At 45.4% G+C, this 13,777-nt stretch carries 11 protein-coding genes; all 11 read left to right on the forward strand.

Going from position 1 to position 13,777, the window contains the following annotated elements; genetic code table 11:
* Positions 1–10 precede the first annotated feature (10 nt).
* The 11 genes from C1S73_RS02515 (at position 11) to C1S73_RS02565 (ending at position 13,776) form a co-directional block, all read left to right on the forward strand.
* Positions 11–394, forward strand: a complete 384-nt coding sequence (locus tag C1S73_RS02515; protein ID WP_038872674.1) for an Hpt domain-containing protein — start codon at positions 11–13, stop codon at positions 392–394.
* A gap of 278 nt (positions 395–672) precedes the next feature.
* Positions 673–2,199: a sigma-54-dependent transcriptional regulator gene (locus tag C1S73_RS02520; protein WP_038872671.1), complete on the forward strand. Its 1,527-nt coding sequence runs from the start codon at positions 673–675 to the stop codon at positions 2,197–2,199.
* Positions 2,174–3,253 carry a glycosyltransferase family 4 protein gene (locus tag C1S73_RS02525; RefSeq protein ID WP_038872668.1) on the forward strand — a complete coding sequence of 360 codons (1,080 nt, stop codon included), beginning with the start codon at positions 2,174–2,176 and terminating at the stop codon, positions 3,251–3,253. Before C1S73_RS02520 ends, C1S73_RS02525 begins: the two co-directional genes overlap by 26 nt.
* A 152-nt stretch (positions 3,254–3,405) precedes the next feature.
* Complete coding sequence (locus C1S73_RS02530) at positions 3,406–4,590, forward strand: glycosyltransferase (protein WP_038872665.1); 1,185 nt, start codon at positions 3,406–3,408, stop codon at positions 4,588–4,590.
* A 10-nt stretch (positions 4,591–4,600) separates the two neighbouring features.
* Positions 4,601–5,773, forward strand: coding sequence for a glycosyltransferase family 4 protein (locus C1S73_RS02535; protein WP_038872662.1), 1,173 nt, complete (start codon positions 4,601–4,603; stop codon positions 5,771–5,773).
* A complete protein-coding gene (locus C1S73_RS02540) occupies positions 5,766–7,196 on the forward strand; it encodes a lipopolysaccharide biosynthesis protein (RefSeq protein WP_038872659.1) in 1,431 nt (476 codons plus the stop codon). Before C1S73_RS02535 ends, C1S73_RS02540 begins: the two co-directional genes overlap by 8 nt.
* Positions 7,193–8,560, forward strand: coding sequence for an O-antigen ligase family protein (locus tag C1S73_RS02545; protein WP_038872656.1), 1,368 nt, complete (start codon positions 7,193–7,195; stop codon positions 8,558–8,560). Before C1S73_RS02540 ends, C1S73_RS02545 begins: the two co-directional genes overlap by 4 nt.
* Positions 8,561–8,673: 113 nt before the next feature.
* Positions 8,674–9,804 (forward strand): glycosyltransferase, encoded by a 1,131-nt coding sequence (locus C1S73_RS02550; protein WP_038872653.1) that lies wholly within the window; start codon positions 8,674–8,676, stop codon positions 9,802–9,804.
* Positions 9,801–11,228, forward strand: coding sequence for a GumC family protein (locus C1S73_RS02555; protein ID WP_038872650.1), 1,428 nt, complete (start codon positions 9,801–9,803; stop codon positions 11,226–11,228). The genes C1S73_RS02550 and C1S73_RS02555 overlap by 4 nt, the downstream gene beginning before the upstream one ends.
* 240 nt (positions 11,229–11,468) lie before the next feature.
* Positions 11,469–12,590: a glycosyltransferase gene (locus C1S73_RS02560; RefSeq protein ID WP_038872647.1), complete on the forward strand. Its 1,122-nt coding sequence runs from the start codon at positions 11,469–11,471 to the stop codon at positions 12,588–12,590.
* A complete protein-coding gene (locus C1S73_RS02565; RefSeq protein WP_038872644.1) occupies positions 12,583–13,776 on the forward strand; it encodes a glycosyltransferase family 2 protein in 1,194 nt (397 codons plus the stop codon). The genes C1S73_RS02560 and C1S73_RS02565 overlap by 8 nt, the downstream gene beginning before the upstream one ends.
* The last annotated feature ends 1 nt before the right edge of the window (position 13,777 follow it).

Raw genomic sequence — 13,777 nt, forward strand, 5'->3', positions numbered from 1 at the left:
AGCGTATCCAATGAACAATCACACAGATGTGGCCGTAGAGCCTGAATTGGTCGATGAATTGATTCTTCAACAAATGATCAAAGATACGTGCGCTGAGATAATGCCCACACTCATTGAGCACTACATCGATGAGTCTCGCGAACGGGTAGAAAAGATCAAACAAGCATTAGAAACCTGCAATATCAACACCCTAGAGTTTGAGGTGCACACTCTAGGCAGCTCCGCACTTGCCCTGGGGAACCGTACCCTTTCTCGACATGCGAGAACCATTGAGAAACACTGCGTGGAAGGTGAAACTCAACAAGCCCTACTCCTATGCCAATCATTGCCGCAACTCGCCGAAAATTCCTTTATTGCCTTGAATCAGAGAAAGGAGCAAGGATTTGAGGATTAAGGTCTATACCTAGGTAACTTCAACACGCTTGGGTATATATTGATTTATTTAATTAGCTAAAAAATAAAGAATTTTCTGCAAGACTCCCAACCTGTGCTAATACTTAAATATAACGATTCTCAAAATGAGAATAGAAAAGAAGCTATCTGCTTGAGAGTACGACAACTATTCATTCTCGCGAACTGACTCACAAGCTGACAAAGCAACGTTAGAACCAATACAGTGTCAGTACTGATTAAAGGTTTTAACGGAAAGCGAATAAAAGTTGGGAAAGGACTATGAGACCAAGGGTGTTATTGGTAGAAGACTCTACCTCACTAGCCATACTATACAAACAGTATGTCAAGGACGAACCTTACGACATCTTTCACGTAGAAACTGGGCGTGAGGCCATCCAATTCATTGAGAGAAGTAAACCACAACTCATCATTCTCGATTTAAAATTACCCGATATGTCCGGGGAAGACGTTCTTGATTGGATCAATGAGAATGAAATTCCAACCTCAGTCATCATTGCAACCGCACATGGCAGCGTAGACATTGCGGTAGGTTTAATTCAAAAAGGTGCGGAAGACTTTCTTGAAAAGCCCATCAACGCAGACCGACTCAAGACCTCTGTTGCACTTCACCTTAAACGTGCCAAGTTAGAAAACTTAGTAGAAAACATTCAATCTACCTTCGACCGACACAATTACCATGGATTCATCGGTTCTAGTTTGCCAATGCAAGCCGTCTACAAAACCATTGATGCTGTTGCTCCAACCTCTGCTAGTGTATTTATCGTTGGTGAGAGTGGTACTGGTAAAGAAGTCTGTGCCGAAGCAATCCATCGTCAAAGTGATCGTCGTGACAAACCCTTTATTGCCATCAACTGTGGTGCTATTCCACGAGATTTAATGGAAAGCGAAATTTTTGGTCACGTTAAAGGCGCATTTACTGGTGCGACAACAGATAGGAAAGGTGCAGCAACCGTTGCTCATGGTGGAACCCTCTTCCTAGATGAACTGTGTGAGATGGAATTGGAAATGCAGAAAAAGCTGCTCCGTTTTCTACAAACAGGCACTTACACGCCACTTGGCGCGACCAAAGAAATGAAAGTGGATGTTCGCATCATCTGTGCGACAAACCGCGACCCACTTACGGAAGTCGAAGAAGGCCGCTTCCGCGAAGATCTATACTATCGCGTCCATGTTGTACCTATTGATATGCCGCCACTCAGAGAGCGAGGTAGTGACATTGTCACTCTTGCTAAGCATTTTCTGACCACCTACTCCAAGCAGGACAAAAAGAAGTTCAACAATATCGATAATGAAGCACAGTACGTGATCAAACATTACGACTGGCCGGGGAATGTTCGTCAATTGCAAAACATCATCCGTAACATCGTGGTGTTAAACAATGAAGACAAAGTCACCGTCGCGCATCTACCCGCGCAGCTAACTCGCAAGCCATCAAAAGCACGTGTAATTACGCAGCCCGTAGAACCCGCACCGACCACCGTTGCTAAGCCTTCTCCAATACAGCCCGTTGAACATATCGCTACCGATATGCTGCCTCAAGAACCGGTAACCAGACCCGAACCGATACCAATGAGTGCTTCTGCACAAGTCGCGTCACCGTACTTTAATACGGACGGCACCATTCGACCGATGTGGAAGGTGGAACGGGAAGCAATTCAAAATGCGATAGCCTACTGCGATGGTAACGTACTCAACGCCGCGGTAATGTTAGAGCTGAGTCCATCTACTGTTTATCGTAAAAAACAAGCGTGGGAAGCGGATGAGGCTAATCTCGAACAATCGTGAGATACCTATCGCTGGCGAGGTTTGGATTTTACTCGACAGCCGCATTTTTGGTGGCATAGAAAGTCACGTCCTTGAGCTTGCCAAAGGATTACAAGCATTTCATGTCCGCGTTAGAGTGGTATTGGTGGTTGAGTACAACCCACCAGCATCGCTTGTTTCTAGGTTGGCCGATTCCGATGTTCCCGTAAGCTACTTACACCAACTTTGCCCCAAGAATAATGACACACATTCTGTCATTGCGGTAAAACGGCTTACCATTGCGGTTGCAGAGCATCAACCAAGCGTTATCCACACTCACGGCTACAAAGCTAGCTTACTTGCGCGCAGCGCCGAACTGTTTACACGTACCTTCCCTCGTCTTATTTCTACCTACCATGCCGGAGAAACACCAACGGGAAAAGTGTGGTTTTACGATTGGCTTGATCGTTATAGCGGTCGTTTGTCCGATCATTGTTTTGCGGTTAGCCAAAGTATTCAAAATAAACTGCCGATAAAAACCGAGCTATTGAACAACTTTGTTTCACTTCCTGCACAAAACAGCAGCTACAAAGAAATCGCATTCGTTGGTCGATTGAGCCATGAAAAAGGCGCGGATCGCTTTATCGACATCGCGAGGCATTTTCCTGATCGTCAGTTTTCTATTTACGGCGACGGTCCTGAAGGAAAAGACCTCGCCCAACAAGCGCCCGGTAATGTTGTGTTTCATGGGCATCAACACAACATGAACGCGGTATGGAACAATATTGGCGTATTGATTATCTCTTCTCGCTATGAAGGCCTCCCAATGGCGGCATTAGAAGCGATGTCGAGAGGAATTGTGGTATTCAGCCTAAATGTCGGCCGATTATCTGATCTTATTGAAGATGGCAGTAATGGATTTATTGCGCCAGATATTCTCAATTTGATAGACAAGCTCAACCATTGGATAACCATGAGCACCTATACCCAATCACTTATTCGCAAAAAGGCCATTAAGACCATCTCGGAGCAGTATTCTTCACAAAGTATCATTCCTATTTTGATTGAACGCTATCAAATTGAAAATCAAACTTGATGCATATGCATTCTCATAATGAAAAACTTTCTTCCCCCTACCTACTCTTAAATATCTTTACTCCATTAAATCAGTAACTTAAACAAATGATAAGGTTTGGCATCTCGGTTGCAGTATCCCAGTAAACAAAAGGGCAAACCGAGGTGACGACGATGGCTACTCCAAAACGCATTCTATATGTTCATTATGGCGACAGCTGGCTTCGCCACAACGAAGTTGTATTACTTGATCTTTTGTCGCGCATTGATCGTGAGCAGTTCTTGCCTTATGTCTGGACGAACTGTGAGCCTTTAATTGAAAAATGCCGAGAGATGGGGATTGAAACTCAATATTCTCCCTTCAAGTTAGTCGGAGGCTGGAGTACGCCCCGCTGGGACATCAGCGCATGGAATCGCCTTATCAAGCAAGGCTCTGAACTCATCGAAAAGCACACTATCGATCTTGTGCATGTGAACAGTGGTGCGACCTGTCAGTGGATGTGTCTGGCGACACGAATGAACCACATACCTTTGGTTACGCAGCTGCATTGCCATTATCCCATCCGTGATCGGTTTTCACTTGACTTGCACATGTCGCCAAAGCTGATCTGTGTCAGTAAGGGAATAAGCCAAGAGCTGGCCCGCGACGGCTACCCAAAAGAGAACTTACACGTGATCCACAATGGCGTTTCGTTAAACCGAAATGAACCATCGGTTGATGTGAAGGACTACCTCGGTATCCCAAAAAACGCTTTCACCTTCCTATCCGTTGGTGCTCTGATTAAAAGTGAAGGTTTTGACCGCCTGATTCGCGCGATTCACATGCACAACTATCATCAGAATAATCCGCACCTTGTGATTGTTGGAGACGGGGAAGAAAAAGCCCCCTTACAACAACTCACAGCGGATCTTGGTGTTGAAGACCGTGTGCATTTTGTCGGGGAACAGCATAACAAAGACGCATGGATGACAGGCAACGTCGATGCCTTTATCAGCGGTGCTTACGAGGAAGACTACGGCTTGGTGATTGGGCAAGCTGCGTTAGCAAAATTGCCTATCGTGGCCCCAAAAATCGGTGTTATCCCTGAATTAGTCGAACACAATCACAGTGCTCTTCTGTATTCCAATCATGGGATGGCCGGTCTGCTCAATTCTGTGCAGCGCATGCTAAATGATGCTCCGCTGCGAAATAAAATTGCTCACAATGCTTATCACTACGCGACGCAACACCTTACCGTTTCGGCTTCGGTGAACGCGATAGAGTCAATTTATCATGCAGAGCTGGCACATGAGCCTACGGCTTCTATACCACCCACGCACAGTCTTAAACCTATGCCTCGTTGGCTAAAACACAATTGAGGATAGGGTCATGAAATACGTACTGATGTTGGACACTATCCCGTTGCAAAGCGGTTCAAAAACAGCAAATGCTGAACTCTTAAAACAGTGCGATCAGCGAGATGTCGTCGGTTATGTCGCAACGACTCACCCAGAGCACTGGAATCGGTTACTGAAAGATGACGAACGTATTCAAGTCGTTAAAGTTCGTCGCTCGCCGATTATTTCTCAGCATGGCCTGGCTTATTGGTTAATGAATGGGTTTTACCTTTTCCAATTGTTGTTCATCTTGTGCAGATTACCCAAAATTGATTGGCTACTCGGCCTTTCTAATCCCAACAACGATATGCCTTTGTATCTATTGCGCTTATTGAACCGTAAACCAATCGTTCAAATCATCAGCCAATCGGTAGGTAAATCACGATCTGCAGGTTATTGCGTCACAAAAGCAACCAGTATCTATTACTTGGCAAGTTGTCGCGAATCCATAATCCACGCATTGCAAGCGTATCTCAACCAACCCATTGCTGCAGTTAAACGTTACTGGGCAGACCTAAATACCTCATCATTCGTTAACGGTCTCTCTTCAGAGCGTTGGCCAAAGCAAGCGAATCCTATGTCCTCTCGCGTGTTTTGGGCAGCGACTCTTCTAAAACGCAAAAACGTCGACTTGCTCTTAGACGCCATTCAATTGGAAAACGGCACAAACTTCAAAGCAACCGTGTGTTATATCCAACCCAACCTAATTGATGATGAATGCTTAACCCCTGATTTAACTGCAAAAGGCGTCGATTGGTACGAGTCACCAGCAAACCTTGATGACCTAAGAGCACAATGTGGTGTGTTTGTTGCAACAGCAGAGAATGAGCCGTTTGGTCTTGCAATTTTGGAATCATTAGCCGCAGGAATGTGTGTGGTAATTCCACATGATGACAGTTACTGGGATCGAATCCTTACTGACGGAAAAAATTGCATCAAATACACACCCAACGACGCGGCCTCGCTGCACAACGCGATTCGCTTACTCAATGAGTCTCCATGGTTAAAGGTAACGATGGGAATCGAAGCACTCAATGTCGCTCAACTTTATACGGCTGAACGTTGTTACTTCCCAATCACTCAGCATTTGTGCTCAGGCCCAGAACAACAAAACGAATCCAGCGCGAAAAAGCGCAACAACGTCAAAGGATATGACCATGTCTAGAGCAATGACCAACATGTCACTCTTTGCCATTGCACTGGTGATCAACAAGAGTATTAGCTTAATCATGCTACCAATACTTCCGCAATATTTGACACCGGAACAAATCGGTAAAATGGAAATCATCGCGTCTGTTGGTATTGTGATTGCTTTAATCATTAGCCTAGCGTTGCATGAAGCCCTAAATCGCTTCGCTGGCGTGGAAGACGACCCGCAGAAAAGGAAGTCACTGCTAGACCAAATTTACTCTCTTTCATTGCTTATTTCTGTTCCTATCGCTTTGGTCTTGGCTACGATCATCATTGTTATGCCCGTACCAGAACCTTTTACTAAGGCAGAATGGATGGTTGCCTTGGTTGCCATTGCTTTCGAGGGAGCGATTGCGATAGGGACAGCGTGGCTAAGACTACAAGACGACAAGGCGAAAACCTTGTTGTATGTGATGGTGACGACCACGGCACTTCAAGCGGCGTTCATTATCATCGCGCTTCAATTTAGCCAAACGGTGCTGTCCGTCTTACTTGGTGGGCTGCTCGCTGCTGCGGCACAATTAATTTGGTTACACTTCATCAATCGCTATCAGTTGGTTCTTCCGAGTTTTATCTCGACAAAACAATTCTTTAAATACTGCTATCCCATTATGTGCTCGGGCTTAATCATGTTTTGTTTAAATGGTGCAGAACGTTGGTTTATTGGGGCAAATGCATCGTTAGCAACGCTAGGGGTGTACACAATCGCATTTAAATTTGCAATTGGTATGTGTTTTTTGGCACAACCTTTTGCCATGTGGTGGTCGCCAAGACGGTTTTCGATTTTAGAGAAAAAGGGCGCCAACGAAGCGACGCGAATCACCCATCTAGGTATGATCTATCTGACATTTCTAGTCGTAGTCGTAGGCTCATTAGCCGTAATCATCATCAACAATTTCTTACCTGTGGCGTATCGAGAAGCGTCGCTTTATGTTCTGTTTCTTTTACCGATAGCCCTACTTAAAGAATGGAGCGACTTGCTGTGTATTAGCATCCTATACAAAAGGAAGACCCACTGGTTAATGGGCATTAATGCAATACCGGCCGCAATTGGTCTTGCGATGTTGTTCAGCTTATCAGCACTAGGGATCTTCGGTGTGTTTATCGCTCTTTATTATGCTCAGCTTTGTCGACTGGCGTTGACCTTTAGCATTGGTCAACAATGCATGAAGCTCCCTTTCCACCTGAGCTTAATGGTAATACTACATATCCTTGCTGGCGCGTCGTTATTCTTGATTCATTCAGCCGGTTCTACCCCACTTATCATGCTGGTATGTTTCACAAGTTGCGTGCTCATCGCGACCATAGCGTTTCGTTACTTTGATGCGCAAACCAAAAGTAACGTGCACCACTTTTGGCTCAAGTGGCGCGGCCAAATGAAGAGAACACCGCTATGATCAGCGCTGAATTGAGAATGAAGCAATCCATCATTGCGATCACGCTCACGACGTGTATCGCGCTATTATGGTTGGTGATGCCAAATCCAATTCTGATTCTCGTACTTTGTTTTGCGCCATTGGCTATCTTGTTTGTTCTCAACCAAACCTTCTGGTTCGTGACTCTGTTTGTGATTTTTTCTTTCTTTCGGATTCACGAAACCTTTCCGGTGATTTACAACTTCAAAATTCCTTTGCTGCTTTCGCTTGGGGCTCTTATGGCCTTGTCATTTCATTTATTGATTAGCCGTCAAATTATTGCGTTTTGGCACCCTTGCTTGAAATGGTTATCCATTTTTTGGGTTCTGGTGACATTAGGCGTAGCATTCGCTTCAAACCGCCCTGTTGCGATTGATGAATTCAACAGTGTTTATTGGAAGATCATCGTAATGACGCTAGCGATAACTTGGCTCATCACCACACCAAAACAAGTTGCTCAAATGTCGAAAGCCATCATGCTAGCAGGACTATTGGTTGGCTTAACCGCCCTGTCTAACGCGAGTAATGGTATAGGATTGGTCGAAGGCTCACGCGTGACCATCAGCCGCGACTTAGGTTCGGTACTTGGTGATCCAAATGATTTATCTTTAGTACTGATGTTCCCACTTGCATTTACTGTTAGCCAATTGCTAGAGAAAAGAGCCAGCTTCGTTCTTCGCTTGTTTGCATTGATCACCTGTGTCGTGTTGTTCTTCGCGATATTAGAGACACAAAGCCGAGGAGGCCTACTTGGCGCGCTTTCTGTCTTTGCGTACTTCGCGTTTAAACACATCAAAAGCAAAGCGTTAGTTATCTCTCTTGGGTTGGTTGGGGCGCTCGTTCTTTATGCCGTTGCAGGGATTTCTGGCCGCTCGTCTGGCGGTGCCGCGGAAGAAGGGATAGACGAGTCCGCAATGGGACGGATTTATGCTTGGGAAGCCGCAATAAAAATGGCGATAGAAAACCCATTAACGGGCATCGGGATAGATAACTTCTACAACAACTACTTCTTCTACAGTTCTCATTGGGACGGACTCAATCACGCCGTACACAGCACGTGGTTTGGTGTGTTAGCTGAAACTGGATTTGTTGGCTTGTTCGTGTTTATTGCGCTGATTGTGTCTTTGATTCGAACCTCTCGTGAGACCATCCAGATGCTCACCCCTACTAGTGACCATACGTTGTCTATTGGAGCAAACGCCGTCTTGGGGGGGCTTATCGGTACGATTGTTTCCGGTACTTTTTTAACTCAAGGGTTTACTTGGCCAATATACATCCTAGCCGCGCTGACTATTGTGATACATCGTATCGTTCAATCTGATTGTCAAAATGCGAAAGCGTCATAGCCCTTTCTCTCGTTAAGTTCAACCATCTGTTTTTATTAAGTTATTTCCTTGGCACGCAATGTGATAAGTCTACTTATTAGAACAATCATAAAGTTGGCTCAAAGGAGAAAATGATGACGGACATCGTAGTGTTTGGCGAAGACTTTGGCGGATTGCCTTCTTCCACTCAACATATCATTAAACATCTGACAGACAATCACCGCATCCTGTGGGTTAATTCCATCGGTTTAAGGCAACCGAGGTTGGTGACAAAAGACGTAAAACGCATCGTTAACAAACTCACACGCTCTTTTGATGCACATACACAGAACAATACAACGTTCAATCAAGACTGCCACATGAGCGCCAGCATTCAAACGATTAACCTACTTACCATCCCTGCCCCGCGGACTCAATGGGCAAGGAAGGCGGCTTCGAGCATGATGCAACATCAACTGAAGCGAAAGCTAAAAGAGCTTGGCTTTGAAAAACCGGTACTCTGGACGTCTCTGCCGACTGCCGTTGATGTGTGTAAGAGTATGGATAACTCTGGCATCGTTTATTATTGTGGCGACGATTTTGGTGCACTCGCCGGCGTCGATCATCAAACGATCTTGGAACACGAAGAGGATTTGATTGATTGCTGCGACCTCATTTTGGCCGCGAGTGAAAAACTGGCGGCTAAATTCCCACAAAACAAAACTGTCACCCTCCCTCACGGCGTGGATTTCACCTTATTCTCAACTCCCGCAGTCAAAGCTAACGACTTGCCAGATAATGGCAGAAAAATACTTGGCTTTTACGGCAGTTTATCCGAATGGTTAGACTACGCATTGATTGAACAAGTGGCGGTTCAAGCACCCGATTGGGATCTCGTTTTCATTGGGCCAAACGAACTGCCCCACAACCCGCTCCCACAACGAACTAATGTCCACTACCTTGGACCTAGAGCACATCAACAGTTGCCAAGCTACTCACAGCACTGGGATGCGAGTTGGTTACCTTTCGTCGACAATGCTCAGATTAAAGCGTGTAATCCACTCAAGCTTTTGGAGTATTTAGCAACCGGCACACCTGTTATCAGCACCACTTTCCCAGCGCTCATGCCTTACAAACAGATGTTGCATGTTGCAGCGGGTGCAGAGGATGTATGCGCCAGCTTAAATCATTTACTGCCTCCTCCAATTGGTACTATGGCTTTGATCGAAAAACAAAGCTGGGCATCGAGAGCCTTTCAAGTTGAACAACTCGTGAGGTCACTATGAGCGATTTAAGAGAAAACCTATCTGTATTGCTTCACGGCGCCTGGCGTCGACGTTACCTGATCGTGGTCCCTATGCTAGTGCTGCCCGTCCTTGGTTTTATTGTTAGCAAGCTTTTGCCTACAAGTTACGTTGCGCACACCAGCATGCTGGTACAGGAAACCGCCAAAATGAATCCGTTTCTTGAAGATCTGGCCGTTTCTACTCAACTGAAAGACCGTATCAACGCGTTGAGTACATTATTAAAGAGCCGACACGTGCTCTTCTCCGTCGCTCAAGAACAAGGGTTGATAAACGATGAGATGGATCTAAAAGAACAAGAGTTCATTATTAAAGATCTCGCCAGTCGACTCTCCGTCAAACAGTTGGGTAAAGACTTCATTCAAATCGAACTTACCAACAAGACACCAGATGGCATGGAAGCGATGCTCACGTCGGTCAGTAATCATTTTGTCGAACAATTGCTTGCACCAGAGCGCTCCTCTATTAAAGATTCCAGTCATTTCCTGACGATTCATATCGATAAGAGGCGCACAGAGCTTGATGCAGCAGAACAAGCATTTGCTGAGTACAAAAATACTTACGCCCACGCAACACCCGAGATGCAGGCGCAAAGTTTGTCTCGACTCGCCAGTCTCAAGCAATCCTTGGCAGAGAAGGAAGCAGAGCTAGCCGGGGTAAAACGCAGCTTGGGTAGTTTGGACCAACAACTTTCTAAAACAAACCCAGTTATCGGTAAGATTGAAGAACAGATCATAGAAATACGCAGTGAGTTGACGCTGCTTCGTGCTAAATACACCGAAGCACACAGTCTGGTCCAAGGTAAAGTCCGAGAACTCAATCGACTTGAGCAAGAACGTACCGTACTGATTAATTCTAAACAACCGGAAATGAACAGTAATCAGCTTTGGGATATTGCCAGTACGGCAACGGTCAGCAACCTTGGCGACGCACAACCCTTGCTTGTCTCTCAACTCCATCAGCTGCAAATCATGCGAGGTCGATACGAGTCGCTAGAAGAAGAAACCGATAGTCTCTACAACATGATTCAAGATCTGGAAAACAACGCCAACCGTTTTGGTAGTACCGCGACTGAGATAAATAGGCTTGCACGAGACGTCGCAGTCAAACGCGAATTATACGATGATTTGGTTGAGCGTTATGAGATGGCTCAATTGACGGGTTCTCTCGGTGTGTTCGAAGAAAACAAACGGGTAAAAATCATTGATGAACCCTACACGCCAACCCTCCCTTCTAATCTACCCAGTATTGTTTTCGTCCTTCTGGGGCTCATTGGCGGTGCGGGATTAGGAATTGGCATCGCAACTCTTATCGAGCTGGCTGACAACTCTATCCGTTCACGTAAGGCATTAGAAAATCACTTGGGCGTTGCTGTCATCACCACAATTCCAAAGGTAACATTTTAGCTCTTCACTGAGGGCCACTCAGCGCAATCAAAGCACTCGAACTTCGGGTGCTTTTTCTTATTTATCAACTTCTTGCTTGTTTGAAAGTGCACAACGAATATGAATTTCAATTTGAGAATAATGTTGTGTCATTTTAAGCACCCCACCAAAGTCTACCCTAACCATATGTTTTAACTGAATTTAATGATTGGCATGCACTGTGCAGTATTACTGATAACAACTGACGTCGAGGGCTGAGGAATGGAAAACGTTAAGACCCGAGAAAGTAATAGTAAGAGCAAAGGTAAAGTGATCGTTCATGTCGTTCAGCATCTCGCACCTGGAGGTTTAGAAACCTTGGTTCTTGAGATGCTTCGCTTTGCCAAAGCAGAAGACTCCGTTTTTGTCATTAGCCTAGAGGGAAACCGGTACACCGCGCTAAACCATTGGGAAAAGTTGGCAGACTATCAAGACCAACTCCACTTTCTCAACAAACAATCTGGTTTGGATCTTGTCACACTCAAAGCGTTGAAGAAGACATTAAAACAACTGCATGCCGATGTGGTACATACCCATCATATCGGGCCTCTTCTCTACGGAGGCATCGCCGCTCGGCTCCACGGTGTGAAGGCCTTAATCCATACCGAGCACGATGCGTGGCATCTTAACAACAGAAAAGCCGCACGATTGCAAACCGCCCTGCTCAAATTGCTTCGTCCTCAGGTTGTCGCAGACGCCGATTTTGTCGCAGAACAAATCATCAATCACTTGGGTTACGAACGGGTAAAAACGATCCACAACGGCATCGATTGCGAAAAATTCAAAGACGGCAATGGGCTGTTAGCCAAACAAACATTCTCGCTACCAACTGACAAGTTTATCATCGGAACCGCTGGCCGCTTAGAGGCCGTCAAAGGACAAGAAATCCTAATCAAAGCATTTTCGCAATTACCAGAAAACACACACCTCGCGCTTGCTGGTTGTGGCAGCCAGCGTGATTTGCTTGAGGCACAAGTAAGGACTCTCGGCCTAGAAGAAAGAGTGACGTTTCTCGGGTTAGTCAATGACATGCCAAGCTTTTATCAAAGCCTCGATGTGTTTTGCTTGCCATCATTACAAGAAGGTTTTCCACTTTCGACACTGGAAGCACAAGCATGCGGCGTACCTTGTATCGCCAGCAATGTCGGCGCGGTAAAGGAAACATTATGTCCTCATACCAGTGCATTGGTAGAACCAAACCGAGTCCCAATGCTCGCGGAAGCGTTAACAAACTACTTATCACGACAATCTCGTTCACCACGAAAACACATTCTTAAGCACTTTGATATTCGCGATATGGTTAATCGCTATGCTGTTTTATCTGGGGAGACTTCTTATGAGTGATTTACTTTGGACAGCGGGTTTCGTTTTATCTGCGCTACTGATTATTTACCACCACGTTGGCTACCCCCTTGTTCTCAACTGGTTATCTGCTCATCGCAGAACAAGTAAAGTTTCCTCGAAACGAGGCGAAGGTAACTATAAAGCGTCAAAAAGCGACGGTACTTTACCCTCCATTACGGTGATCGTTCCCGCTTATAACGAAGAACAGTGGATAGCAGAGAAAATTCGCAACCTTGCTAGTTTAGATTATCCGAGAAATAAGCTTACCGTGGTAATTGCTTGTGACGGGTGCTCTGACAATACCGCTGATATTGCGCAAGACACCATTCAAGAAGCCATTTGTGCCGATACCTTGTTCATCATCCACGATCATCGAATCAACCGAGGTAAAGTGGCACTTCTCAACGCAGAAATGGAAAACGTCATTTCGGACATTACCGCTTTGAGTGACGTTTCCGCACTGGTGTCGTGTGACTCTCTACTACTTGCTAGCCAGCACTACCAAAATGAAAACGTCGGCGTCGTTAATGCAACCTATCAAATCATGACAACCCAAAACCAAGGTGAAGCGGCATATTGGCATTATCAATCTCAAGTAAAATACAAAGAGTCGTTGATTGGATCGACCATCGGTTCTCATGGCGCGTTTTATACGTTTAGAACCAAACTGTTCACACCTTTAGAGCCAGAAATTATCAATGACGACTTCATTTTGCCCATGCGCATTGTGCTACAAGGATACGCTTCTATCTACGAACCTAAAATGCTCGCCATCGAGCTAGAAGAGAGCTCAGATTCTTCTGACTTTAAGCGTCGCCTGCGTATTTCTGCCGGGAATATGCAGCAATTCTTAAAACTAAAAAAGCTGCTGCTTCCCCGTTATCGTGGCACCGCATTTGCATTTCTATCGGGAAAGGTACTGCGTCTCGCGACGCCTTATCTGATGATCTTATGCTTGGTGAGCTCATTGCTGCTTGATCACTATCCAGCATTTCAGATTCTAATGTTTGGGCAGTTAACGGTATATCTCGTCGCGCTGATCACTTACTTTGTTCCGGTTTTCAATATATTCAAACCGTTCAAATTAATCAGTTACATGGTCGTAGGACATATCGCCAACTTTGCAGGTGGATTGCGTTACCTACTCGGAATGGAAAATGGGCGTTGGAAACGCATTAATCAATAAG

Origin of the sequence: Vibrio jasicida 090810c (genome assembly GCF_002887615.1) — a bacterium.
GTDB classification, from domain to species: domain Bacteria; phylum Pseudomonadota; class Gammaproteobacteria; order Enterobacterales; family Vibrionaceae; genus Vibrio; species Vibrio jasicida.